Origin of the sequence: Nostoc sp. C117, assembly GCF_043099735.1 — a bacterium.
Classification (GTDB): Bacteria; Cyanobacteriota; Cyanobacteriia; order Cyanobacteriales; family Nostocaceae; genus Nostoc.
The window spans coordinates 6,755,167-6,779,686 of record NZ_CP170991.1; the positions used below are offsets into that span (position 1 = coordinate 6,755,167).

Genomic DNA, 24,520 nt, shown 5'->3' on the forward strand with positions numbered 1-24,520 from the left:
GATGAAGAAACAGAAAACGAAAAAGTTCTATGTTCTCATTGTCAGCGCACTGCTACGAACGGTATTAAATGTAAAGGTATCTGTGTAGCTGACAATGACTATTAACGTATAAATTCTATTACTCGCTGGTAAGTATGATTGTTTTAGTTCATTTGGGAGGCTAAAACCATCAATAGTATAAATTCAGGGGATAGTTTGGATCAAAAGGAATCATAAGTTGCCGTGAAGGAAAGCATCTATATTGAAACCAGCATCTTAGGTCACTTGACCGCCAGAGCAACAGACAATCTCATTCTTGCTGCTAACATCAAGATCACACAAGACTGGTGGAATGAAAATCGTAGTTCATTCATACTGTATGCTTCAGAAATTGTTGAGGATGAAGCAGCTAAGGGAGATCCAGCGATCGCATCTCAAAGGTTGAGTATGTTACAATCCTTGATGCTCCTTGAACTCACAGAAGAGGCTCTAGAGCTTGCCCAAGCATTCCTCAGCCAAAGTAATCTCCCACCAAAAGCATCAAACGATGCTCTGCATATAGCATTGGCAACAGTGTATGGTTTGGACTATCTGCTAACATGGAACTGCAAACATATGGCAAATGCCCAAATCCAGCGCAAGCTATCACAAATTAGCTCTGAACTTGGATATGTTTTACCAGTTATTTGTACACCTTATGAACTCATAGGGTATAATCAGGAGATTTAATCATGTACAAAAACGAAATAGTTGAAGAAATTCACAAGTACAGAGAAGATTACGCTCAATCATTTCAATATGATTTGCAAGCTATATTTAATGATTTACAAAGAAAACAAACGGAACACAAGGATAGACTGGTAAGACTCCCAATCAAGCGGGAGTATAACAAATCACTGAATCAAAATGCAAGCTAGATCATCCTTATTAATGTAGGCAGCAGACTCAATAAATCAGTCTTGATTGTCATGCGCTTTTGAAGACAGTAGTCTTGATCCATTGTTTATAAGGCGACAAGCCCATACGATATCTGAGGAAACTCACATCTTTTCATGAGTGAGATCAATTCTAATCCTAAACAAAAGGTAAAAAATCGGATTAATAATCAAATTTTGGATCATCCTTTTACAGATTATTGGGATATTTTTATTCTTAAACATCAACATCCAATTAATATTACTCTACACATTCTGGGAATATTCTTTTTTTACGGTTTACTCTTTTATACTTGGAAATCGCAAAATTTTTGGTTACTCTTGGGCTTACCGTTAACTCAATTATTGGGATTAACCGGACATTTTTTATTTGAACGTAGCCATATTGATTTACAAGATGCTGTATTTTCTTGGCGGGCTTCTTACTGTTTGGGTAAAATGTTATTGAGGATTTTGATGGGTAAATATCAAGATGATATTCGCCAACGACAAGAAATATTAAACAATTATGCAAATATTTAACAACTGGAATGTAATTGCTAAGGGTTGGTATATTGCCTGTCCTAGTCGTGAAATCCCTAAAAAAACAGCAAAATCTGTAGACGTGTGCGGTCATAAAATTGCCATTTTTAGAGGTGAAGATGGGCAAGTGCGGGCTTTGGATGCTTACTGCCCTCATTTGGGGACAGATTTAGGAATTGGGAAGGTTGATGGTAATTGGATTCGTTGTACATTTCATCATTGGGCATTTGATGAAACAGGGCTTTGTCAAAATATTCCCTGTCAATCAGAAATTCCTACTCAAGCTAAATTACAAGCTTATGCAACAGAGGAAAAGTATGGATTTATCTGGATTTATCCAGATGCTAAAGCACCAGAGGGAGTAGCTGATTTTGATGAATTGAAGGGAAAAGAAATTGTTGCACAAGCTGATATTGCATTTGCAAGAAGTTGTCATCACCATATTTGTATGATGAATGGAATTGATGCTCAACATTTAAAAACAATTCATCATTTAGATATCAAAATGGATCTGTCGTTATATCGCAGTGAATTAGGGACGCAAATTGACTTTACAATGCGGGGACAATTCCCTCAAACTACTTGGAGAGAAAAGTTAGGTCAAAAATTTCTTGGTTCTACATATCAATATTCAATGCGTTATGCTCATGGTTGCATTGGCTTGTTAACAATGATGAAGGATGTTAGACTTTTTCCGCCATTGTTTATGATATATGCTTACACTCCGATTGCGCCTGGAAGAACGATAATTCAACCGATTTATGTAACTGAAAAACGTCAAGGTATTCTAGGGTATCTGCTTAGTCAGTTTTTGCTATTTTGTACTCGCTTGGCTTACTATATGCTTAGAGATGAAGATGGCAAAATTTACGATAATATTCGCTTTAATCCGAATTTACTCCTTAGTATCGATCGGCCATTAGCTGAATATATGAAGTATGTGAATCAGCTAAAACCGTCTCTATGGTCAAAAAATAGGGGTGTAGAATAGTAGTTTTGGATTAGCGATCGCGTAATCCAACAAAAGCTTTGGTAATGTTGCGTTTTGTTTCTCAATCTAAATACATCTTAATTATTTTGTAGAGTGCGTAATTGACATCAACCTTTATTGAAAAGGTGCAAGATGGGAATACGGAATTGTAGCGTAAATAACCATTCTGGAATCTGTCACATTACACCGTAAATTTACCATAATGGTCGATAAAGTTTTAATTAAATATAATACAAATCGAGTTTAGGTAATTTCCGTGCAATGAAGAGTTTGCTGATTCCTGTTGAAAATTTGCAACAAAGCGATCGCACTGCCATGTATGCGCTGCTGCAAAATCACTTTAAAGGTATAACCTGGGCTGGTTTTGAAATTGATCTAGAGCGTAAAAACTGGGTTTTGTTGTTGAGAGATGAAACATCTAATGTACTCAAAGGATTTTCAACTTTGATGTTATGCCAAAAGACTTTTTTGGGAGAAAAAATTAGTGTGGTGTATTCCGGCGACACTATTGTTGATCCTAGTGCTTGGTCAAGTACAACATTACCACGAAGTTGGATTGCTGCCATCAATTTTCTTCGTCAAAATTATGCCGAAAATAAACTTTACTGGCTGCTAATTTGCTCTGGTTTTCGCACTTATCGTTTTCTGCCTACTTTTTGGCAAGATTTCTACCCGCGTTATGATGTCACAACACCTACTGATGTTAAGCATCTAATGGGTAATTTGGCACAGGAATATTATGGTAACTTATATCAAGAAGCAACTGGTATTGTCCGGTTTCCGCATCCCCAAATTTTACGGGAAGGGCTGATTGAAATTCCATCAGGACGACAAACTAATCCCCATATCCAATTTTTTGAGGAAAAAAACCCCGATTATCGTTTAGGTGATGAATTAGTTTGTTTAACTGAAATTAATTATGACAATCTCACCCGTTCTGGACAACGGATGTGGAAGTCAGAATCATCATTAAAATTTGTGCGAGATTGTGTTCTTGTTTAACTTCTATGCCATCTACCAACCCACACTTAAACTTTAATAACTCAACACAATTTATAGAGGGATGGTACTGGACATTACCATCAAAAAAATTAAAGCTTGGCAAAGTAAAAGCTATAACTTTGCTAGGTAGAAATCTGGCAATTTATCGGGGAGTTAGCGATCAGGTAGTAGCTATAGATGCTTATTGTCCACACATGGGCGCTCATTTAGCAGAAGGGAAGGTAGAAGGTGATGGAATTCGCTGCTTTTTTCATAATTGGAAGTATGACAGTCGCGGAATGTGTGTAGATGTTCCTTCTTTGGGAAAACCGCTACCTGTGTGTATTAAAACTTGGCATACGGCAGAAAAGTACGGCATGATTTGGGTTTGGGTGGGAGAAGAAAAGCCAAGTTTGCTGCCTTTTGTACCAGAGTTAGAACAGGCAGATTGTGACTATATATTGGGGACTCACTTTGTCAAAAACTGCCATCCCAATGTCTTACTAATTAATGCGATTGATGCTCACCATTTCAATACAGTACACAATCTGCCTTTAGAAATTGTGTTTGATTCTCAAAACCTCAACCTCAACGCTATTACCTTCAGTAATACTACACGAGGAGGGGATGATTCTTGGTTAATTCGCCTGATTCGTCCTTTATATCGCAACGAAGTTACTTATAGTATGTGTTACTGGTATGGCAGCACTGGCACTGTGACGCTAGGCCCGGATTTTCTGCACTTCTACATTATATTTACACTGCGAATGATAGAAGGTGGTAAAACTGAAGGGCAAACAATTCTTGTCACTCCTAAGCGTTCGGGATTTTGGGGATGTGTTTTAAATCGTGGTTTGTTATGGTTAACTCAGCAGGTTGGTAATTACTTTGCAAAAGGGGATACACAGGTATTTCAAACAATTCAGTTTGATTTAAAGACTCCTATTAAAGCAGATCAATCTATTCTGGAATTTATTCAGCACGTTAATCACCAGAAAGCTTTAACCTGGGGAACTTGGGACACTGTTAATTATCCAGATATTCAAACCCTATTAACACCTAATAGTAATTCGCTATGAAGATGCAGTTAATTATTAAACGAACCGCCAAGTACGCCAAGAGAGAGAAGGAGTAATTATTAAGTGTAAACTTACAGACAATTAGTATAACCTTGAATTTACTTTAATTGAACAGAGAAAATGGATTTAAAATATAATATTGTTGGTTTTGACCTACCGCACACAGATTCGGATGACCGTTTGCGACGGATATTAACAGCAGCATTACCTAATCATAATAATTATGTTAATTACCCACAATTAAATTATTGGAATGCTGAATTTTTCAATTTATATCAAGTCAAAATTTTTCAACAATCTAATATTGATGAGCAATCTGGTATTCTGGAATTTGCCAACCGCAGCCTGTTAGAAGAATCATATTTCATAGAGAAAGCAGGTGTTGGCTACATGGCAAAAATGGTACTTTTAGCAGAAACAGTTGAAGAACGAATGCTTTATGGATTGTTTACGGCTGATGAAGCTACCCACCTTCACCAAATTAGCCATTTTTTACCAGAAATGAAAGTAACTAGCACGGACGATCCGTTTTTGCACTTACTATCAGAAGTGGTTGAAAGTGAAGATAAAACAGTTTTGTTGTTTGTGCTGCAAGTCGTTTTAGAAGGATGGGGTTTAAGCCATTATCGGCGTTTGGCAAAGGAATGCTGCTATCCAGTTTTAGCAGAACTTTTTTCTAGTTTTTTACAATCTGAATCCCGTCATCACGCTACGGGAACCACCTTGTTTAATCAAATTACTGTTTCAGCATTCAGTCAAACAACAATTCTTGATGTCTTGGCACAGTTTTTGTTTATGGTACAGGTGGGGCCGCAAAGTGTACTAACAGCAATCGAACAAGTTAAAGGACATCTGACGCGATCGCAAAAAATCCAAATTTTAGAAGAACTGGATACCGAAACCCACAGTGGAACGCGATTACAAATATTGCGATCACTCATGGGGATAAAATCAGCCCAGTCTATCCTGCAAAATTTAGAAGAACGCGGAGCCTTTGAACCACTCCCCGCCTATCAATGTGTGTAATAAATCTCAATTTTATCTCTGCGTCAAATAAAAACGGATATGGAAAAAAATATTCATCGCAAATTACAAATTAACCACACCCGCAACAAACAGCAAGATAATACTCCTTTAATGGATGAAGCTGTCACCAAGTTTCGCTATGAAGATTGCCAAAACGAGTATTGGAACCCAGAGGAATTTTCCCTGCTATATGGTACACCTTTATGGGAACAGTCCAGCCAACATCAGCGTATAATTTTAAACCAACTTTACTGGGTAGCTTACTACTCACAAATTGTTTCTGCGGAAATTGCAACTATCTTTTTCAATCAAACCAGTGCAGCCGGACTTTACGCTCAAGAAGATTTTCGCTTAATCTGCGATACATTAGACTTGGAATCCGCCCAAGAGCGATCGCACATTAACGCCTTCCGCACAATTGCCAAACAGGTTGAACAAGAGTTGTTTAGGGAACTTATCTTTACTTACCCCATGCGCGGCCCCTTTACAGAAACGATGGTTTATGCTGACACCAATGCTCTAAAAACTTGGTGGAAAAAAATTCAACTTCAATACTTTGGGCTGATTTCTGCGAATAATACTTTTTTGGCTTGTCAGTATTTCACTGTCCGGGGAGTACGGACACTAAACGGCAAGTTAGTACAGCACAAACTCAGCAATTATTATCAAAAACATCCCCATCCTGAAGCTGCTCCAATTCCTGCTAAAGTCTCCTATTATCACTTCATGGATGAAAGTTTTCACTTCAATAGTTCGACAATTATATCTCACGATGTTGTTACTTGTCTTAATCCACCAACTGAATTTGAGCGACTGGTGGCTAATTTAGGATTGCTAGGATGTCAGCGCGATCATTTCCATTTTTCGGCTGCAATTAACGGTATTTTTTGGTATGAGCCGGCGCTGTATAGTAAGATTTATCGGGTGTTGCGATCGCCAATTTTTGAGATGAGTGACAAAGATGCTAAAGAAATGATGCGGCGTTGTTTTACGCAGGAGTCGGAAGGATTACAGCGCAGTTTTTCAACTCATCAGGAGGCGATGAAATCTTATCAGGTGTATGTTGAAAAGCTCGATTATCTTTGGCAACGTAATCGGGATATGTCACTGATGCGAACTAATTCAATTTCTCGATATTTGGCAACTCAAAAAAATGCTTTTCAAGGTTTTGAACAACATTATAATGATAATTTACAGGGATTTGCTGCAACTGAATAGACTATTAAAAATAAGGAAAATTCAGTTTGTGTAAATTAAAAGTATAAGAGCTTACACTGGTTTGTTTGCATTTGGTGAAGAGAATAGTTTGTGTATAATGATATACAATCGATGAGGTTCAAACCCTCTTGCTTTCTGCCTACTACCTTATCCTAACCATAAATATTCACGCCTACCTACTTATCGCTCTTCTATCACTTCCCATTTATCGAGGATAGCGTTTGTGATGAAAGTAAATGTAATCTAATATGTAGCTAATCCCTCTGTAGATCAGCAAAGCACCTGAATTCTCAGGATCTTCATGGCAATGCTTATTCACTACTTAGGCAGCTCAAAAAGTTCTTTCACTTTCCACTCCTCGGAATTTTTCTCTATGCTCCAAAGACTATATATACACAACTTCAGATGCCTAGAAAACTTTGAACTGCCTATAAAGGGGATGTCATCTGCTCTCTTGATTGGAAAAAACGGTTCAGGTAAATCAACTATTGCTTCTGCATTAGAGATACTTCAGTCCATTGGTCGAGGCATTAATAGAATGCGCGAACTTGAATCCCCCCTTAAACTTATTAGCCCGAAAGATTTTGCTCGTGGAAGGTCTGATGTTCCGATCCGCTTTGAAATAGAAGTATTACTTGAAGAAAAATTGTATAAATATGTCCTTGCCTTAGAGTTGCCAGAAAAATTTAAAGAGCTTCGAGTTTCTGAAGAGCAATTGATAATTGAAGGAGATCCAATATACTCTCGAAAAGAAGCTCAAGTCACTGTTTATAACAACTCACAAAATCGTGAGGCTCAGTTTCGGGTAGATTGGCATCTTGTTGCGCTTCCAGTAATTCAGACTGATCCTATTCATATTTTCAAGACTTGGCTTGCTCACATGATTATTTTAGCCCCGATCCCAAGCTTGATGACAGGAGACTCCAACGGCGATACTTTGGAGCCAAAACGGGATGCTTCAAACTTCGGGGAATGGTTTTCTGGGTTACTCAGTCGCTATCCTGCGGCGTACACACAGGTTGTCCAATATCTCTATGAAGTTATGCCTGATATTAAGGATTTTCTGAATGAACTAATTGGCAAAGACTCCAAAAGCATGATTGTTCGGTTTCAAGAAAATAATGCGAATCTGAGCGTTGACTTTGAAGCTTTATCTGACGGGGAAAAATGCTTTTTTCTTTGCTCTGTTGTCTTAGCTGCCAATGAATCATACGGCCCTCTTTTCTGCTTCTGGGATGAGCCTGACAACTATCTCGCCATATCAGAGGTAGGACATTTTATATCATCACTGCGACGCTCATTTAAGAATAGTGGACAAATTTTGGTGACTTCGCATGATCAAGAAGCAATCCGAAAGTTTTCAAATGAGAATACCTTTGTACTTGATCGAAAAAGCCACTTAGAGCCAACTTTAATCAGATTACTCAATGATATTTCTGTTCCAGGTGATCTTGTAGATGCCTTGATTAGTGGCGATATAGAACTATGAGCATAAATAAGCATAGACCACACATTCTTGTATTGCCTGAAGACGATGCTAATCGTCAGATTGCAAACGGATTTATTCTTGATCTAAACCTCGAACGCCGTGCTATTCAAGTTCTACCAGAGGCTCGTGGTTGGCAAGACGTTGTGGAGAAATTTACGAATAACTATGCATCTACAATGCGACAATACCCAGACAGAATGATTGCTTTACTGATTGATTTTGATGAGGATAAAGATAGATTTAGTTATGTGAAGGAACAGATCCCAGATGATTTAGAAAATAGAGTGTTTGTTCTTGGAGTCTTATCTGAACCAGAGGGTTTAAGGAGAGACATTAACAAGAATTTTGAAAAGATCGGAGAAGCTCTTGCAAAAGATTGCTCAGAGAACACAAATGAATTATGGGGGCACGATCTTCTTATACATAATAAAACTGAGTTAGAGCGTATGATTTCATCTGTCAAACCATTTCTCTTTAATTTGAAATAATGTTGGTAAATGATATATGTCCAACTTTGCACTGCAACCGACAAAACCCAAATATCAGTAGTGATGCAAAGGGGAGCTACCGCAGTTAAGCTTGACGATTATACAATTACTATAAATACTCTCAGTGAATACTGTGCAATATATGTCTGGCTTTTGTAATATATCTTTTCCGGGAACTGATTACCCTCCCCTGACTCTGCAACCCCATAAAAATTTATCCGAACATCTCACGATTCAGAATTCGCCTGTTTTGTTTGGTTGTCGGACTGGTATTTGTGGCACTTGTCTGATTGAGGTTATTGGTGATATTCCTCCTGCTCAACCTGATGAACAGGAAATGTTGGAGACGTTAGCAGCTAATATTCCGAATGTTCGGTTAGCTTGTCAAGTTGAGCTTACAGGTAATATTCAAGTTCGTAAGGTTTAGATGGTGATTAAAAAAACTAAAAGAGCAAGTATGGATTCGTGATAGTGACTCGCAAAAATTCGCATTATTGATATTTTTCAGTCAGATAGTTAATATAATCTACTTCAACATCTTCACTTGATATTTCTATATCTTTTGCAATCCCTCGCAGTCGGGACAAGTTACCCTTTTTCAATTCAGAACTAGTTTCTTGCTGTAGCGACTCCAAAAGTATCTGCACTAATATCCAGCGATCGCTAATTGGTAACTCTAATACCTGCTTTTGCAATTGTTGTAATTTCATGATGATTTTTCTATCTCAGGTTATCTCATTTTTAATTGTAAATTAGCTCTTTTGCAATTCGATAGATACAGCAATGCAGTTCTACTCAAGACATTGCCATAATTTAAATACGATCGCTCCCACCCACCATGCAATTTGCAGATTTCTGGTACATTGTCGCACTCAGCGAACAGTTACAACCTAACAAGGTATTATCACGCACCGTTTTAGGAGAATGGTTAGCGATATTTCGCGGTGAAGATGGACAACCCGTAGCTTTGCGCGATCGCTGTTTACACCGCAATAGCCGTCTATCATCAGGTAAAATCTGTAACGGTGCTTTACAATGTCCCTATCATGGTTGGGTATATGACGGGGTTGGGAACGTTATTGCTGTTCCAGCCGAAGGAGATGATTTCAAACCTTCCCCACAGCGTCGAGCCAAGGGTTACGCTACCAAAGAACAAGATGGCTACGTTTATGTGCGGTTAGCCGATACCCCCGTTGATTTTGAACCATTCTCTATGCCTCACTACGGACAAACGGGATGGGAGACGGTGCGGGTAATTAACCGTTTTGCTAACAATGTTACTAATTGTGCGGAGAACTTTATTGATATTCCCCATACGGCTTTTGTTCATCCTGGTGTTTTCCGTACTTCCCGCCAACAAAAGTTAGAGATGACTGTAGAACGGTGGAATGGTTCGGTTTTGGTGGAGTATCGCAACGAAAACAGTAATTTGGGATGGTACAGCCGTTTTCTGAATTTGCAGGGTGCAGAGATTAAACATAGCGATCGCTTTTATATGCCAAATATTACCTCTGTAGAGTATAAGATGGCACATAATCGCCATTTGTTCATTACCAGTCAATCTGTTCCAGAAACCGATAATTCAACTCTGGTTTACACGGATGTCACTTATAACTATGGTATCTGGAATAAATTAGCACGTCCTTTTGTGCGGTGGACTGCTCAACACATTATCCGCCAAGACGTGGAAATTTTGGGTATTCAGGGGGAAGCGATCGCTAAATACGGGACACAATTTTATAATACCCCTGCGGACACAATTCATATATTTGTCGAGTCAATTATGGCAGCTATATGTCGTGGAGAAGATCCGCGTTTATTGCCAAATCAATCAGTAAAAGTTACATTTTGGGTTTAAAAAATAATTCGTAATGGGCTACGCCCCGCTTCGCTAACGTAATTCGTAATTAATCAGTGTGAGCAATTAAAAGTGGAAATAGATAATTTTGCACAATTGCTAATTTTCGGTTCTTTTATCGGATTAGTTGGTTGGACTATTAGCAATCAGGTTGGACGAACTCAACTTCAAGCTAAAAGTCGTGAAGATTGGTTGCTAGATGGTACAGGATTAACGATTCAAGGAATTTTAATTCCCTTACTACAAGCGACTTTAGTTTATTGGCTTTATCAACATTTACTACCCGCTCAACAAGGATATTTAAAAATATTATTAATTCCGGCTTTTACGATCAGTTTTGTTGTAGTTGATTATTTATATTATTGGAATCATCGTTTATTGCATACTAAATTGTTGTGGAAAGTTCATCAAGTACATCATACTGTCACTCAGATGGATGTATTAGGAACTTCTCGCAACACACTTTGGACAAGTTTGTTAATTATTTATTTATGGATACACACTTTATTTTTGTATCTGTTAGCCGATCCAACAGGTTATTTACTTGGAGTCAGTTTAACTTCTGCCTTAGATTTATGGCGACATAGCAGTTTGATAATTCCTGAAAATAGCTGGTTTTACCAATTTTTATCTTCTTGGTTAATCTTACCACAGGACCATGCTTGGCATCATTGCCGCGAAGTCCACAATTATAACTATGGAGCTAATCTGAAAATTTGGGACAAGTTACATGGAACATATTATGAAAGCAAAAAATTGCCATCTATAATCGGAATTCCTAGCTCATTAAACCTGTTACAAAAACTTTTATTCCCATTTTCATGACAGTTATAAGTAAAATTCTTTTATTTTTTCCCACCTTTATATTATTGTTAACTGGGGCAGCAATAATCTACCTCGCCTATTCACCCAACATCTTCAGCATTCTGGCGGTGTTCCTTTCTATTTATGGGCTACCAGTGCTAGTTTACCGCTTGCATGAATGGGTTTATCCTGTGCGGGAAGGTATTAGTTATTTACAAAATAAAGAATATAATCCCTGGTGGGGTAGTCATCAAATCCAGGTAATTTATATTGCAATTCCGGTGTTGGAAGCACTGCTGCGACTGATTCCGGGGGTATTTTCCTGTTGGTTGCGATTGTGGGGTGCTAAAGTGGGGCGAGATGTATACTGGACAACAAGATTGGAGATTGCCGATCGCAGTTTATTAGAAATTGGCGATCGCGTCGTTATCGGGCATGGTGTCGGTATCTATTCTCATGTCATTAAACCCCGCAAGCAAAATTTAATGTTGTATGTCAAAAAAGTCAAGATTGGCAGCAATGTTTTTGTCGGTGCTGGATCTAATCTTGCTGCTGGTGTAGTCATTGGTGATGGTTCTTATGTACCAGCAGTCAGTAACCTTTATCCTAATCAAAAGGTGCAATAATGCGTCCGATTATTCAGCTTTTTGGGCAAATCCTTGCACCAACTGCGAGGCGATTTCATCAAGCTTTGGATAACCCAGAGTTAATGCAGACATCTGTACAGAAGGAGATTTGCGATCGCCTAATCAAGAGTGAGTATGGTAAAACTTTGGGAATTCATTCTGTAGACGATTGGCAGCGTGTACCAATTGTAGATTATGATACCCTCGAACCTTACTTAAATCAAAAACCTCAACAAATTTCCCTCACTCCCGAACCCATTTTATTCTACGAAAAAACCTCTGGTAGTAGTGGAGCGGTAAAATGGATTCCTTATACTCAATCTTTGCGGCGATCGTTTAATCAAATGTTCTGTGTATGGGCACACGATCTGATTATACACGGCCCAAAATTTTCCACAGGCAAGATTTATGCTTGTATCTCGCCGCAATTAAATGTAGCTGATAGCCAAATACAAGATGATTTAGATTACTTAGATGGCTGGTTGCGTTGGTTTTTGCGTCCTTGGTTGGTGATGCCAAATAAACTTAATCGGCTGCATGATGCGAACTTGTTTAAACATCAACTGGCTTTGGCATTATTAGAGGCTGAAAAACTAGAAATTATTTCTATTTGGAGTCCTAGTTTTCTGCAAGTACATTTAAAATATATTCAAGAAAATCAGGATTTACTGCTAAAAGAATTACACAACCGGATCTCACATCATCGGCTGCAACTCCTTAGCGAAAGTCATATTCCCTGGATGGAACTCTGGCCAAATTTGAAGCTGATTTCTTGCTGGGATAGCGCCAATGCAGCAGATCAAGCGCAAGGATTAAGATTAAAATTTCCAGGTGTATTAATTCAAGGTAAAGGACTATTAGCAACGGAAGCCCCAATGACGATTCCGTTGATTGTAGCTGGGGGATGTGTACCGGTTCTCGATGAAGTTTTTTTCGAGTTCGAGGATGAGACTGGTTCGCTGTATGGTTTACATGAACTCAACATTGGCAAGGAATACACAATTATTTTATCCCAGAAAGGAGGATTGTATCGTTATCGAATAGGCGATCGCATCCGGGTAACTCATCACTATCGCCACACTCCCTGTTTAGAGTTTCTCGGACGACATCAAGCTGTTAGCGATTTAGTGGGCGAAAAGTTGCAAGAAATCTTTGTAAATAATGCTCTTATTAAATTGAACTTGCAAGAAACTAATTTTAAAAGTTTGATGCCCATTGCCGATCCTCCACACTATATTCTATTATTAGATTCGGCAATAGAAATCCCAAAAATTATTGCTCAAAAACTGGATCTGGCTCTATCAGAATCGTATCATTACAAGAGAGCGCGATCGCTCGGTCAACTTGCACCACCAGAGGTTTTAATTTCTAATCAAATTCCGGAAATATTAGTTTCCCATCGTATCCGCACTGGAAGTATTTGGGGAGGTATTAAACATCCAATTCTGGCAACATCACCTATTAGCACTGAACTTTTACAAGAATTGAACTGGCGATTGAGAACTTAAAACTTAATAAGAGCGCAAGATTTTATTAATTCCCATTAAATCTTAACTGCTCATCTAGCAAAAATAAGTGGTTCTTCAGTACATAATATGCTTAACTAATAGTTTAAATGCCAATTTAACAAGCATCTAACTCGGAAATTATCAAAGTTTCTAAATCCATAGCCGGAACGTTTAATTAGCTTAAGTTTGTTATTAATGCCTTCCACAACACCACTAGTTGTCCCATTATCAAAGTAAGCAATAATCTCATCAAACCAACGGATAATAGTATTGTTACTCTTGGGAAAATATTTTTTAGCTTTTGCTAACCACATCCCGAGTTTAAAAACTCCCGGATACCAGTTATCTGTCTTATTGAAAATCTTTCTAATTTTTTCTTTTAATTCATGCATTTCTTTGAGAATAGGAGATAAATTTTTCACTTGATAAAGTTTGTTTATCTGCTCTTCATTTAAGTCTGACTCATTTTTCAATAAAACGTATTTACTATTTTTTAGTCCCGACAATACTTTTTCGTACTTAGATTTTTTTGATAATGATTGCGCTTTTTTAACTAATTCTTCTAGATTCCGCTTCTCTTGTTTTCTTTGTGTATCTAGTTCTTTATTGATTTGTGTCATCACATGAAATCTATCTGCTACTACTTGAGCATTGGGCATTAATTCTGTTACTACATTTTTGTAACCTACCCACAAATCTATACTCACTTCCTCAATTCGTGCTAAAACCTCAGTTCCCCACTCTATAAGGGTTTTCTTTACTACCTCTTGTGTGCGCCCACTTAACAAAGTTATTAATTTAGATGTATCTAAATCTATTAATACTGCACAGTAATTACCCTTGCCTTTAACTAGAGCTATTTCATCAATTCCAAGCCTTTTTATAAAATCAGGTTTGTTATCAGATAATTTTTCTGAGGCATCTTTTAACATTCTTTCTATTTCTTCTGTTGTCACTATCCCTTTATTTGCTACACTATGAATATCATTTTCTACAACATCTTGTATTATCTTGTCTGCTAGCCGTTTTGTATAAGTTCTTTTCTTACTTACAAAATCTAGCTTTTCACTAAACGGTTTTTCACATTTTTCACATTTGAATTGTCTCCTATTTATTTCTAAAAATACTGGCTTTTCTCCAAAAGGTAAGTCTTTAACAACGTATCGATGATTTTGATGTAATCTATGGCTTTTTGTACCACAGCGAGGACAATTACTGTATGATTTTGTTGATTCAGTTTGTAAAATCATTCCTATCCCCTCATGAATCCGATGAGATATAACTTTCACATCTTTTAAATCAAGAAGCGCTGTTAGGATTTTAATATTTTGTTTCCTATTCATGACTGTAAATACACCAAAAAATATTTCTCTTGTAATTACAGCTAACAACAAATATGCTTTATAAGTCAATTAGGTCAAAGTTTTTTCTCAATAGCTGATACGATTATTTTTATTTATTAAGCTTTTTGGCTAACAATTTAGCATAACAAGTGCTGAAGAACCAAATAAGTTATTTAAAGTAATGTTTAGTATTAATATGTTTGTAACAAAGTTAATATTAGTATTCTGGTAAATCGAAAGGGAGAATAATAAAGTGCTGAAATATGCTGAACGTTAGATTTTTTCAGAAGAACAATATCTAGAGGCTTTCCACTCAATTTATGAGGGATTAACTCTAGGACATAAAGCCATATTGGATAAGTTGTATCAGCATTGTTACTTTATGAAAGATAATCGCAGATTACGTACTTGGGAGTTATCTGAAGCTGCTGGATATGATGGTGATTCTCCTGGACAAATTGGTTATTTAGGTGCAAAATTTTGCAAGTTTTTTGGAGTAAAAGATGATGAATTTAGGCAACCAGCACTTGCAATAGTTAATTGGTTTGCAGATGAAACGAATGAGTATTGGTACATTGAGCTAATTCCTGAAGCAGCTAGAGCATTTAAATGTTTTCGCCTCGAAACTATCCAATAAATGAGGTTGATAATGTTGGGTTGCTGCGCCACGTTCCTCAAATCAATCTACTCTTTGTTGCGGAATAAACTATAGAAGTGCGATCGCCTGTAATCAGTTTTTTCAGCTTTCCGACTTTGCCTACTCAGCTTTTTCCGCCATGTCTCCATGTAAATGTAAAACACTGGAGTCAGATATAGAGTCAATATCTGAGAGAACACCAATCCCCCAACGATCGCAATCCCCAAAGGACGACGCGCTTCTGAACCTACTCCTGTCCCCAGAGCAATGGGAAGTGTGCCAATTAAAGCTGCCATCGTCGTCATCATAATTGGACGGAAGCGAATCAAGCAAGCGGCATAAATGGCATCAAAGGAATTTTTTCCTTCCTTTCGTTGCGCTTCAATAGCAAAATCCACCAGCATAATGCCATTTTTCTTGACTATGCCCACTAGCAGGATGATGCCGATGAAAGAGTAAAGATTTAAATCAACCTGGAAAATTAGCAGCGTCAGTAACGCGCCAAAACCCGCCGAAGGTAGACCCGAAAGAATGGTGATTGGGTGAATAAAATCCTCATAGAGGATACCGAGAATCAGATAGATGACTAAAATAGACACCAACAACAATACGCCTAAATCGTTGAAGGACTGTTGAAAAGTCTGGGCTGAACCCTGAAAGCTGGTGGTAATTGTTGAGGGTAGCACCTCACTGGCTACTTGCTTAATGGCATCTGTAGCCTGACTGAGAGACGTTCCTGGAAGCGTGTCAAAAGAAATAGTTGCAGAGGGGAGTTGAGCAACGTGAGTAACGGTGAGAGGGCCGACACTTTGAGTAATATTAGCGATCGCACTCAAAGGAACCAGTTTCCCAGTACTTGATTGCACATAGAGCATCGATAGAGCGCTAGGATCTCGTTGAAATTCCGGTTTTACTTCCAGAATTACATAAAATTGGTCATTTGGGGTATAGATAGTTGACACCTGGCTAGAACCATAAGCAGCGCTGAGAGTTTGTTCAACTTCTTGGGCGGTAATGCCAAGGGTTGCGGCTTTGTTGTGGTCAAATTTGACTTGGATTTGAGGAGTGCTGAGTTGTAAATCACTGTCAACGTTCTGGAGTCCTGGTAGGGTTTTGACTTTATCTACAAGTTTAGGAACGTATTGGCGCAGGTCTTGTAAATTCAAACTCTGTAAGGTGAACTGATAAGTAGAATTCGTTTGTTGTCCACCGATGGGAATAGCTGGCGGAGAACGGAGGAATGTTTTAACCCCAACTACACGTCTCAACTTGGGGGTTAACTCTTGAATGATTTCGTCAGCACTCAGTTTACGTTGAGAACGTGGCTTGAGCCGAATCGTAATTCGCCCGGAGTTTACCGATGCATTCGGGCCACTTGCACCCACAATTGAGTCAACGGCTTCAATATTAGGGTCTTGACGAATGATATTAACAACCTTTTGCTGGTGACGCCGCATATCATCAAAAGAAATATCTTGCGCTCCTTTCGTATTCGCCATCAGTTGTCCGGTGTCTTCGGTTGGAATAAATCCTTTGGGAACGATGACGAACAAATAGACGGTCATTACCAGCAGAATGCCAGAACCAATCAGTGTCATCAAGCGGTATTTTAAGACGGGCTTGAGCGTCCAATCATATCCCCGCAGTAGTAAATCAAATGCCCGTTCTGAGACTCGATACAGCCGATTTGGTTTTTCCTGATGTGAACGCAGAAAGCGACTGCATAACATCGGGGTAAGACTGAGGGAAACAAAACCCGAAACCAAAATTGCCACTGCGATCGTCACGGCAAATTCATGAAATAATTTCCCGATTATTCCACTCATAAACATAATCGGGATAAACACCGCCACTAGGGAAAGGGTCATTGACAAAATGGTGAAGCTGATTTCCCTCGATCCCTTCAATGCCGCGTTTAGAGGAGATTCGCCCATTTCTCGATAACGGACGATATTTTCCAATACAACGATCGCATCATCCACGACAAAGCCCACGGAGAGAGTCAACGCCATGAGTGAAAGGTTGTCCAGCGAGAAGCCCGACAGATACATCACAGCAAAAGTCCCAATAATCGCTACAGGTAGCGCCAAACTGGGAATTAGCGTCGCAGTGATGTCACGCAAGAATAAGAAAATTACCAAGACAACTAGACAAACCGAGAGAACCAAGGTAAATTTCACATCATTGACAGAGGCTCGAATAGTTTGGGAGCGATCGTACATAATCCCCATCTCAATGGATTTGGGAACTTGTTCGCGGAGTGTAGGTAAAAGTTTCTGGATGGAATCAACGATATTTACCGTGTTGGCACCTGGTTGCGGCTGCACAGCGAGAACGACAGAATGACGGTTTGTCACCTTGCGATCGCTATACAAATTCGAGACTTTGACGTTTTGTTCGCTATCAATTACCTGCCCCAAATCCTGGAGCCGCACGGTAGCACCATTCTTGTAAGTTACAATTAGCTGGCGATAGCTGGCAGCATCGGTGAGTTGACCGTTCGCCTGAATTGTATAACTTTTGTAAGTGTCAGAGAGACTACCAGTTGGTAAGTTGACATTTCCCTGTTGAATTGCAGTTTTTACCTGATTTAGACCAATTCCCCGCGATGCCAACTCTCGCGGGTCAAGCTGGACGCGGACTGCATATTGCTGTTGACCAAAAACCTGTACTTGAGCAACACCATCAATCATTGAGATTGGCTGACCAACTGTTACCTCTGCGTATTCATCAACTGTCGAGATTGGCTGTGTCTCCGAATACATATAGAGGAAGAGTATCGGTGAGACAGACGGGTTAACTTTGCGGTAGGTGGGGGGGTGAGGCATTCCGGCTGGTAGTTGTCCGGCTGCTGCTGAGATGGCTGCCTGTACATCTTTGGCGGCATCTTCTACTCTGCGGCTAAAGTCAAATTGTAGGGAGATGTTAGTGCTGCCTGTTGAACTGGTGGAATTGAATGAATTGAGTCCGGCAATTTCGGTAAACTGTCTTTCTAGGGGTGCGGCGACTGAAGATGCCATTGTTTCTGGGGTAGCACCAGGGAGACTAGCAGAGACAGAAATAAAAGGATATTCAACGTTGGGTAGGGCACTGATGGGTAACAGTAGATAACTCATGAGACCGAAAATGAGGATACCCATCATTACCAAAGTGGTCATGACTGGACGACGGATGAAGAGTTCTGAAAGGTTCATGAGTTTTGTTCTCCCAGAAATGTGAATTTTGGCTACTGATTTTTGACCTAACTGAACGGTATTGGTTTATAAAGAAGGGGAAGGGGGAAAGGGAAAAACCTCGCCCGCAAGTGGCGCGAAATAATCCAAATTTTATGGGGCAGGTAAAAACCTCGCCCCTTGTGGGCGACCTGTTTATCCCTTTCCCCTTTTCCCTTTTATATTTCATAAGGGCAAATATAGGACAATCCCTTTCCACTCCAACTGATCGCTGTAATTAACCAGCAGCAGCAATTCGTCAATTGCTTGTCTAATTGGCATCCGATCGTTGACTACGAACAAACCCAACATTTGCTCTCCCTTTAACAATCGCTCGTAAGCGAAATCTGGCATCGTTGCCCGGTCATGAGTGAGGACTATGCGATCGCTTGCTGCTGCCCAATTTAAGATTGCTGGGTCATCAACTTCCTGCAAACCAACATCCTGAACGCGAAGTAAGTCAAGATTCGGTTGACGCAGAAATAGTCCTCGCACAATATCCCCATTGAAATTCTCATCGCTCAATAACTTCAGCATTGACATTTTTTAAAATTATTGCTGGGCTAATAAGCGAGAACGAATTAGGCTCAAATCAGGTTGAACATTTGACAGATGTTGATGAACAGATTCAGCTAATTGTTCGCGTTGTTCGAGGTATAATTCGACAGCATCTCGATGTCGAAGATAGTAGCCAATTGTCAGGTATACATCAGATAATGACAAGGATGAATAACGCCCAACAATAGATTCAGGGGATGCACCATCTTGAAAGCTACGAATCACCAGTTCTAGCAAAACCCTTGTATTACCTATCCGAATTGCACCTGTTGCATCTTCACTTAAGGGAGGAATTTCTTGTTCTAGTGCTAAAGTCATAGTGTAATTATTCCAAAAACGCTAATATCTAAATTTTAGTGGGGTACTATTTCATAATTCGTAATTCGTAATTCGTAATTCGTAATTACAAATTATTTTAATCTGTAGTCTTGCTTTGGAGAATTGATGTTAAATCGAGTATAGGTAAAAGACTGATATTGCTTGTAGAAAATCACGATCGCCCATCTGAAAATGAAAATACCCGCCGGAACTTAACTTGATTGAGTTTCTTCCGCCATGATTCCATATATATATAGAACACAGGTGTTAAATACAGAGTCAATATCTGAGAAAACACCAATCCACCCACAACTGCAATCCCCAAAGGACGGCGGGATTCGGAACCAGCCCCAAATCCGATCGCAATAGGCAAGGTTCCCATTAATGCTGCCATTGTCGTCATCATAATCGGACGGAAGCGCACTAAACAGGCTTGATAAATCGCCTCAGACGGTTTTTTTAATTCTTCTCGCTGGGCTTCAATGGCAAAATCCACCATCATGATGCCGTTTTTCTTGACGATGCCCACTAAGAGAATGATGCCGATGAAGGAATAAACATTGAGTTCGACATGGAATATTATCAGCGTTAACAATGCCCCAAAACCTGCTGAAGGCAAACCGGAAAGAATCGTAATTGGGTGAATGAAATCCTCATAGAGAATACCCAGGATTAGATAAATTACTAAGATAGCGATCGCTAACAGTAAACCCAAACTCGGCAGTGAGCTTTGAAATACCTGGCTTGCGCCCTGAAAGCTGGTGCTAATGCTCTTAGGAATCACTCGATCGATCAGTTCTGCAATTTTTTGGTTGGCATTTCCCAAGGACGCACCGGGGGCAAGGTTAAAGGAAATGGTAGCGGCGTTCATTCTACCGTTATGATTGACCATTAACGGGCTGACTCCCTGAGATAGTTTGGCGAATGTCTTCAGAGGAACTGCCACTCCTGTGCTGGAGTTAATGTATAAGGTCAACAGAGCATTGATATCTTGCTGATATTGCGGTGCTAATTCCAAAATCACCTGATACTCATTGGTTGCTGCATAGATAGTTGATACTTGATAGGAACCGTAGGCACTTCTGAGGGTATTTTCGATTTGCTCGGCGGTGATCCCATAAGTTGAGGCTTTATCGCGGTCAATGTCAATTTGAATCTGGGAAGCAAATTGTAAATCGCTGTTGACATCCTGGAGTTCTGGCAAGTTCTTCATCTTGAGAACAAGTTGAGGAACATATTCCTGCAAGGGTTTGACATCAGAACTCTGAAGTGCAACCTGATAAAGTCCTGTGCTTTGTTGAGCGCCAATGGGTATTGCTGGGGGATTTTGTAAGAATACTTGGATGCCTGGAACAGTGGCGAGTTTGGTTCGCAAATTTTGCACGATTTCGTCAGCCCCAAGTTGGCGCTGCGATCGCGGTTTTAATCGAATAAACAAACTTCCAGAATTGGCTGCAACTGCTGCCCCACTGCCATTAGCACTCGCTCCCGCCCCGATATTGGAGTTGACTGCATCTACATTTGGATCTTGACGAATCAGGTTAGCAACTGTCTGCTGATGCTGGACAAGATTATCAAAGGATGCATCCTCGGCTGCTTGGGTAATGCCTGTAATTTGTCCGGTATCTTCGCTAGGAATAAAGCCTTTAGGAACTACCAGCAACAACCCAACTGTCACCGCCAATAGAACGACAGATAAAATCATTGTGGTGCGGTGATATTTTAAGACTTTTTTGAGACTCCAATCGTACAAACCGAGGAAGCGATCGAAGACATATTCGGAAGCTTGATATAACCGACTTTGATTAGCATGATCCACAGGACGCAGAAAACGGCTGCACAACATGGGAGTCAGAGTCAAAGACACAAAACCAGAGACGAGAATTGCAACTGCGATCGTCACAGCAAATTCATGAAATAATCGTCCCAGCACTTCACTCATGAACAACATGGGGATGAACACTGCAACTAAGGAAAGTGTCATCGACAGAATTGTGAAACCAATTTCTCTCGACCCATTCAACGCCGCTTCTAGGGGACGTTCCCCCATTTCCATGTGACGGACGATATTTTCTAGCATAACGATCGCATCATCCACGACGAAGCCCACAGAAAGGGTCAACGCCATCAGCGACAGGTTATCTAGTGAGTAGTGCAGCAAATACATCACTGCAAAAGTACCAATCAGCGAAACGGGTAACGCCAAACTGGGAATCACCGTCGCCGAGAGGTTCCGCAAAAAGATGAAAATTACTAAGATAACTAGAGCGATCGTCAGAATCAACGTAAATCTGACATCATCTACTGAATCTCGAATTGATTGAGATGCATCATAGAGAATACCAATTTCTACTGATGCCGGAATCTGATCTCGCAAATTCGGGAGCAATTTCTTAATCGTGTCTACGACTTGTACTGTATTGGTTCCGGGCTGTCTTTGAATGGTGAGAATAATGGCGCGAGTATTATTGTACCAGCTTGCTACTTTGTCATTTTCTACACTGTCAACGATCCGACCCAGTTGATTGAGATAGATGGGCATTCCATCTTTATAAGAGACAATCAACTGACGATAAGCAGCCGCATCCTCAAGTTGTCCGTTAGTTTGAACTGTAAAATTCTTGTGATTTCCTGAAAGACTGCCGGTAGGCAAATTGACGTTACCTTGTTGAATCGCCGTCGCCACCTGATCTAGCCCAATTTGCCGCGCTGCCAATTGTTGCGGATCGAGTTGAATTCGAGCCGCATACTTTTGGGAACCGTAGACAGCTACCTGTGCCACCCCATTGATTGTAGATAGCTTTTGCGCCAGATAAGTCTCGGCATAATTATCTACCTGGGAAAGCGGCAGTGTGGGAGAATCCAGGTAAAGATAAAGAATCGGTTGGTCTGCGGGGTTAACTTTGCTGTAGGTAGGAGGATTAGGTAAATCCGTCGCAATTTGCCCCGATGCTCCTGATATCGCCGCTTGCACATCCTGCGCCGCATCATCAATGTTGCGACTCAGGTTAAATTGCAGGGTAATTTGAGTCTGTCCCAGAGTACTAGTTGAGTTGAGCGAATCGAGTCCAGCAATACTGGAAAATTGCTTTTCTAGAGGACGGGCAACCGATGCTGCCATTGTTTCCGGGCTGGCTCCCGGTCGGGAAGCACTTACCTGAATTGTAGGATAATCCACACTTGGTAAATCGCTGATTGGCAGCAAGCGATAACTCATGAAACCGAAGATTAAAATCGCCGCCATCACCAGAGTCGTCATGATCGGGCGACGGATAAATGGTTCTGAAAGGTTCATGATTCACCTCCGCCAGACTTAGGAGATTCTCCCCCCTGCCCCCTTCCTCTTCTTGGGGAATTTCCACCTGCATTCGAGTCATTGCCGGCTGTTTTAATGCGAATTTTGCTACCCGAAACGAGATTCGCTTGACCATCGGTAACAATTTTATCGCCTGGTTGCGGTCCTTTCTGAATCACATCTAGCCCCTGAATGGTGCTGCTAACTGTAACTGGAACATTTTCTACTGTCATGTCTGGCTTAACTACAAAGACAAACTGCCCATCGGGGCCATTCTGCACGGCTTGGGAAGGAACAACCGTTGCATTTGGTTGTTCAGTCAGCGTTAGGGTGGCGTTGACAAATTGACCAGGAAACAAGTTTCCTTGAGCGTTGTCAAATTGGCCAATCAGTTGAATCGTTCCCGTGGTGTTATCAACCGTATTATTAACAGATGTCAAAACCCCTGGTGTCGAATGACCTTGACTATTGGGGAATGTCACATCTACCTTCAGCTTGCCATTCCGCATATACTTTTGCACCTGGGGTAGATTTGTTTCGGGAATGGAAAAAGCAACTTCAATCGGGCGAATTTGGGTGATGGTAACAAGTGGAGTCGAACTGCTAGTTGTACCAGCCGTACTGTTGGTTTGCAGGGCATTCCCCTGAGTCAGCGAAGCACTGCTGTTAGCTTGCACCACATTCCCCTGAGTCACCGAAACATTCCCTGCACGACCATCAATTGGGGCATAGATTTTGGAGTAAGATAATTGCACTTTGGCATTGTCTAATGCTCCTTGGTCGGAAACGACAACAGCCTGAGCATTAGCGATCGCAGCTTGATCCCCTTTGACAACTTCGCCAGCATTAGTCAGCGCCACGCGATCGCTTTTCAAAACTGCTTCAGCATTAGCGATCGCTTCTCGATCTGCCTGAAGTGTTGCTGTAGCCGATTTACTGTTGGAAACGTATTGCTGTGCTTGATCTAAACTAATTGCGCCTTTTTTGTATAACGCAGTATAGCGATCGCTCTGTCCCTGAGCAAATTCTGCTTGCGCTCGATCCTTGGCCAAATTCGCCTCGGCTTGTCGCACTAAGGCTTGGTCTTTGACTAAAGTGGCTCTAGCTTGGTCTACCTGACCCAAATCTCTAGCTAATGCGGCTCTTGCTTGTTGTACCGAAGCTTGGTCTTTGGCGACAGTACCTTGAGCTTGCTGGATTGCCGCAGTTTGCGATCGGTCATCTATGGTAAACAAAAGTTGTCCCTTTTTCACATCTTGACCTTTCTTGAAATAAACTCCAATAATCCGTCCGCTAGCTTGGGGTGTAATCGCTACTGTAGATCCCGATTGCACGTTGCCAATGGCCTGCAATTGTATCGGAACCGTTTTTTGTGTCACCATTGCTACAGTTACAGGTGTAACTTGTTGCTTATTACGCCCAGATTTTTCACTTTTGTCTGACTTGGCTGCACCTGCATAGATGCCAAAAAAACCTAGTCCAGCCAGTAATAGCACGCCCAAAATTATCAAAGTAATCTTTTTCTTTTTTGGCGATTGTGGTAGCTCCGGTTCTATACTGCTCTCAGTCAAACTCTCGTTAGAAATTTCATGGTTCATCAGAACCTCCAATGCATTTTAGTTTATTAAAAACAGTGAAATCCTTTACCACCTC

At 40.3% G+C, this 24,520-nt stretch carries 23 protein-coding genes; 16 read left to right on the forward strand and 7 right to left on the reverse strand.

Going from position 1 to position 24,520, the window contains the following annotated elements; all coding sequences use genetic code 11:
* Positions 1 to 222: 222 nt before the first annotated feature.
* The 11 genes from ACFG4S_RS28935 (at position 223) to ACFG4S_RS28985 (ending at position 9,135) form a co-directional block, all read left to right on the forward strand.
* A complete protein-coding gene (locus ACFG4S_RS28935) occupies positions 223 to 708 on the forward strand; it encodes a type II toxin-antitoxin system VapC family toxin (protein ID WP_392532343.1) in 486 nt (161 codons plus the stop codon).
* Between the two features lie 2 nt (positions 709 to 710).
* A complete protein-coding gene (locus ACFG4S_RS28940; protein WP_221709229.1) occupies positions 711 to 896 on the forward strand; it encodes a hypothetical protein in 186 nt (61 codons plus the stop codon).
* A gap of 135 nt (positions 897 to 1,031) precedes the next feature.
* Positions 1,032 to 1,436, forward strand: coding sequence for an Mpo1-like protein (locus ACFG4S_RS28945; protein ID WP_392532344.1), 405 nt, complete (start codon positions 1,032 to 1,034; stop codon positions 1,434 to 1,436).
* On the forward strand, positions 1,423 to 2,427 hold the full coding sequence (locus ACFG4S_RS28950) for a Rieske 2Fe-2S domain-containing protein (protein ID WP_392532345.1): 1,005 nt from the start codon (positions 1,423 to 1,425) through the stop codon (positions 2,425 to 2,427). The genes ACFG4S_RS28945 and ACFG4S_RS28950 overlap by 14 nt, the downstream gene beginning before the upstream one ends.
* A gap of 261 nt (positions 2,428 to 2,688) precedes the next feature.
* Complete coding sequence (locus tag ACFG4S_RS28955) at positions 2,689 to 3,429, forward strand: hypothetical protein (RefSeq protein ID WP_392532346.1); 741 nt, start codon at positions 2,689 to 2,691, stop codon at positions 3,427 to 3,429.
* Positions 3,430 to 3,434: 5 nt separating this feature from the next.
* A complete protein-coding gene (locus ACFG4S_RS28960; protein WP_392532347.1) occupies positions 3,435 to 4,487 on the forward strand; it encodes a Rieske 2Fe-2S domain-containing protein in 1,053 nt (350 codons plus the stop codon).
* Positions 4,488 to 4,607: 120 nt separating this feature from the next.
* Positions 4,608 to 5,513: a ferritin-like domain-containing protein gene (locus tag ACFG4S_RS28965; RefSeq protein WP_392532348.1), complete on the forward strand. Its 906-nt coding sequence runs from the start codon at positions 4,608 to 4,610 to the stop codon at positions 5,511 to 5,513.
* A gap of 39 nt (positions 5,514 to 5,552) precedes the next feature.
* Positions 5,553 to 6,731 carry a P-aminobenzoate N-oxygenase AurF gene (locus ACFG4S_RS28970; RefSeq protein ID WP_392532349.1) on the forward strand — a complete coding sequence of 393 codons (1,179 nt, stop codon included), beginning with the start codon at positions 5,553 to 5,555 and terminating at the stop codon, positions 6,729 to 6,731.
* 373 nt (positions 6,732 to 7,104) lie between these two features.
* A complete protein-coding gene (locus tag ACFG4S_RS28975) occupies positions 7,105 to 8,220 on the forward strand; it encodes an AAA family ATPase (protein ID WP_392532350.1) in 1,116 nt (371 codons plus the stop codon).
* Positions 8,217 to 8,708 (forward strand): hypothetical protein, encoded by a 492-nt coding sequence (locus ACFG4S_RS28980; RefSeq protein ID WP_392532351.1) that lies wholly within the window; start codon positions 8,217 to 8,219, stop codon positions 8,706 to 8,708. Before ACFG4S_RS28975 ends, ACFG4S_RS28980 begins: the two co-directional genes overlap by 4 nt.
* A gap of 124 nt (positions 8,709 to 8,832) precedes the next feature.
* A complete protein-coding gene (locus ACFG4S_RS28985) occupies positions 8,833 to 9,135 on the forward strand; it encodes a 2Fe-2S iron-sulfur cluster-binding protein (protein ID WP_392532352.1) in 303 nt (100 codons plus the stop codon).
* 64 nt (positions 9,136 to 9,199) lie between these two features.
* On the opposite strand, the gene ACFG4S_RS28990 is transcribed toward ACFG4S_RS28985, so the two are convergent.
* Entirely contained in the window at positions 9,200 to 9,418 is a 219-nt protein-coding gene (locus tag ACFG4S_RS28990; RefSeq protein WP_392532353.1) for a hypothetical protein, read from the reverse strand.
* A gap of 128 nt (positions 9,419 to 9,546) precedes the next feature.
* Here ACFG4S_RS28990 and ACFG4S_RS28995 point away from each other — a divergent pair, with 128 nt between their 5' ends.
* The 4 genes from ACFG4S_RS28995 to ACFG4S_RS29010 all read left to right on the forward strand — a co-directional run bounded on the left by ACFG4S_RS28995 (position 9,547) and on the right by ACFG4S_RS29010 (position 13,504).
* The gene (locus tag ACFG4S_RS28995) at positions 9,547 to 10,566 is read left to right on the forward strand and encodes a Rieske 2Fe-2S domain-containing protein (protein WP_392532354.1); all 1,020 of its coding nucleotides are present in this window, start codon (positions 9,547 to 9,549) and stop codon (positions 10,564 to 10,566) included.
* Between the two features lie 72 nt (positions 10,567 to 10,638).
* On the forward strand, positions 10,639 to 11,391 hold the full coding sequence (locus tag ACFG4S_RS29000) for a sterol desaturase family protein (RefSeq protein WP_392532355.1): 753 nt from the start codon (positions 10,639 to 10,641) through the stop codon (positions 11,389 to 11,391).
* The gene (locus ACFG4S_RS29005) at positions 11,388 to 11,996 is read left to right on the forward strand and encodes an acyltransferase (RefSeq protein WP_392532356.1); all 609 of its coding nucleotides are present in this window, start codon (positions 11,388 to 11,390) and stop codon (positions 11,994 to 11,996) included. Before ACFG4S_RS29000 ends, ACFG4S_RS29005 begins: the two co-directional genes overlap by 4 nt.
* A complete protein-coding gene (locus ACFG4S_RS29010; RefSeq protein ID WP_392532357.1) occupies positions 11,996 to 13,504 on the forward strand; it encodes a GH3 auxin-responsive promoter family protein in 1,509 nt (502 codons plus the stop codon). The genes ACFG4S_RS29005 and ACFG4S_RS29010 overlap by 1 nt, the downstream gene beginning before the upstream one ends.
* A gap of 95 nt (positions 13,505 to 13,599) precedes the next feature.
* Here the strand turns inward: ACFG4S_RS29010 and ACFG4S_RS29015 are convergent, their stop codons facing one another.
* Positions 13,600 to 14,847, reverse strand: coding sequence for an ISL3 family transposase (locus ACFG4S_RS29015; RefSeq protein WP_392530245.1), 1,248 nt, complete (start codon positions 14,845 to 14,847; stop codon positions 13,600 to 13,602).
* Between the two features lie 382 nt (positions 14,848 to 15,229).
* On the opposite strand from ACFG4S_RS29015, the gene ACFG4S_RS29020 reads away from it, so the two are divergent.
* Positions 15,230 to 15,484, forward strand: coding sequence for a hypothetical protein (locus tag ACFG4S_RS29020; RefSeq protein WP_392532358.1), 255 nt, complete (start codon positions 15,230 to 15,232; stop codon positions 15,482 to 15,484).
* Positions 15,485 to 15,531: 47 nt separating this feature from the next.
* Here ACFG4S_RS29020 and ACFG4S_RS29025 read toward each other — a convergent pair whose 3' ends face one another.
* The 5 genes from ACFG4S_RS29025 to ACFG4S_RS29045 all read right to left on the reverse strand — a co-directional run bounded on the left by ACFG4S_RS29025 (position 15,532) and on the right by ACFG4S_RS29045 (position 24,465).
* Complete coding sequence (locus ACFG4S_RS29025) at positions 15,532 to 18,678, reverse strand: efflux RND transporter permease subunit (protein ID WP_392532359.1); 3,147 nt, start codon at positions 18,676 to 18,678, stop codon at positions 15,532 to 15,534.
* Between the two features lie 204 nt (positions 18,679 to 18,882).
* Positions 18,883 to 19,233: a DUF5615 family PIN-like protein gene (locus ACFG4S_RS29030; protein WP_392532360.1), complete on the reverse strand. Its 351-nt coding sequence runs from the start codon at positions 19,231 to 19,233 to the stop codon at positions 18,883 to 18,885.
* 15 nt (positions 19,234 to 19,248) lie between these two features.
* Positions 19,249 to 19,572, reverse strand: a complete 324-nt coding sequence (locus tag ACFG4S_RS29035) for a DUF433 domain-containing protein (protein ID WP_392532361.1) — start codon at positions 19,570 to 19,572, stop codon at positions 19,249 to 19,251.
* 172 nt (positions 19,573 to 19,744) lie between these two features.
* A complete protein-coding gene (locus tag ACFG4S_RS29040; RefSeq protein WP_392532362.1) occupies positions 19,745 to 22,867 on the reverse strand; it encodes an efflux RND transporter permease subunit in 3,123 nt (1,040 codons plus the stop codon).
* Positions 22,864 to 24,465, reverse strand: coding sequence for an efflux RND transporter periplasmic adaptor subunit (locus ACFG4S_RS29045; RefSeq protein WP_392532363.1), 1,602 nt, complete (start codon positions 24,463 to 24,465; stop codon positions 22,864 to 22,866). The genes ACFG4S_RS29040 and ACFG4S_RS29045 overlap by 4 nt, the downstream gene beginning before the upstream one ends.
* Positions 24,466 to 24,520: the final 55 nt, after the last annotated feature.

Excerpts from the sequence above, each read along its gene's own strand:
- ACFG4S_RS28940 (WP_221709229.1), top strand. The coding sequence starts at position 711 with ATGTACAAAAACGAAATAGTTGAAGAAATTCACAAGTACAGAGAAGAT.
- ACFG4S_RS28945 (WP_392532344.1), top strand. The coding sequence starts at position 1,032 with ATGAGTGAGATCAATTCTAATCCTAAACAAAAGGTAAAAAATCGGATT.
- ACFG4S_RS28950 (WP_392532345.1), top strand. The coding sequence starts at position 1,423 with ATGCAAATATTTAACAACTGGAATGTAATTGCTAAGGGTTGGTATATT.
- ACFG4S_RS28955 (WP_392532346.1), top strand. The coding sequence starts at position 2,689 with ATGAAGAGTTTGCTGATTCCTGTTGAAAATTTGCAACAAAGCGATCGC.
- ACFG4S_RS28960 (WP_392532347.1), top strand. The coding sequence starts at position 3,435 with ATGCCATCTACCAACCCACACTTAAACTTTAATAACTCAACACAATTT.
- ACFG4S_RS28965 (WP_392532348.1), top strand. The coding sequence starts at position 4,608 with ATGGATTTAAAATATAATATTGTTGGTTTTGACCTACCGCACACAGAT.
- ACFG4S_RS28970 (WP_392532349.1), top strand. The coding sequence starts at position 5,553 with ATGGAAAAAAATATTCATCGCAAATTACAAATTAACCACACCCGCAAC.
- ACFG4S_RS28975 (WP_392532350.1), top strand. The coding sequence starts at position 7,105 with ATGCTCCAAAGACTATATATACACAACTTCAGATGCCTAGAAAACTTT.
- ACFG4S_RS28980 (WP_392532351.1), top strand. The coding sequence starts at position 8,217 with ATGAGCATAAATAAGCATAGACCACACATTCTTGTATTGCCTGAAGAC.
- ACFG4S_RS28990 (WP_392532353.1), bottom strand. The coding sequence starts at position 9,418 with ATGAAATTACAACAATTGCAAAAGCAGGTATTAGAGTTACCAATTAGC.
- ACFG4S_RS28995 (WP_392532354.1), top strand. The coding sequence starts at position 9,547 with ATGCAATTTGCAGATTTCTGGTACATTGTCGCACTCAGCGAACAGTTA.
- ACFG4S_RS29005 (WP_392532356.1), top strand. The coding sequence starts at position 11,388 with ATGACAGTTATAAGTAAAATTCTTTTATTTTTTCCCACCTTTATATTA.
- ACFG4S_RS29010 (WP_392532357.1), top strand. The coding sequence starts at position 11,996 with ATGCGTCCGATTATTCAGCTTTTTGGGCAAATCCTTGCACCAACTGCG.
- ACFG4S_RS29015 (WP_392530245.1), bottom strand. The coding sequence starts at position 14,847 with ATGAATAGGAAACAAAATATTAAAATCCTAACAGCGCTTCTTGATTTA.
- ACFG4S_RS29020 (WP_392532358.1), top strand. The coding sequence starts at position 15,230 with ATGAAAGATAATCGCAGATTACGTACTTGGGAGTTATCTGAAGCTGCT.
- ACFG4S_RS29025 (WP_392532359.1), bottom strand. The coding sequence starts at position 18,678 with ATGAACCTTTCAGAACTCTTCATCCGTCGTCCAGTCATGACCACTTTG.
- ACFG4S_RS29030 (WP_392532360.1), bottom strand. The coding sequence starts at position 19,233 with ATGCTGAAGTTATTGAGCGATGAGAATTTCAATGGGGATATTGTGCGA.
- ACFG4S_RS29035 (WP_392532361.1), bottom strand. The coding sequence starts at position 19,572 with ATGACTTTAGCACTAGAACAAGAAATTCCTCCCTTAAGTGAAGATGCA.
- ACFG4S_RS29040 (WP_392532362.1), bottom strand. The coding sequence starts at position 22,867 with ATGAACCTTTCAGAACCATTTATCCGTCGCCCGATCATGACGACTCTG.
- ACFG4S_RS29045 (WP_392532363.1), bottom strand. The coding sequence starts at position 24,465 with ATGAACCATGAAATTTCTAACGAGAGTTTGACTGAGAGCAGTATAGAA.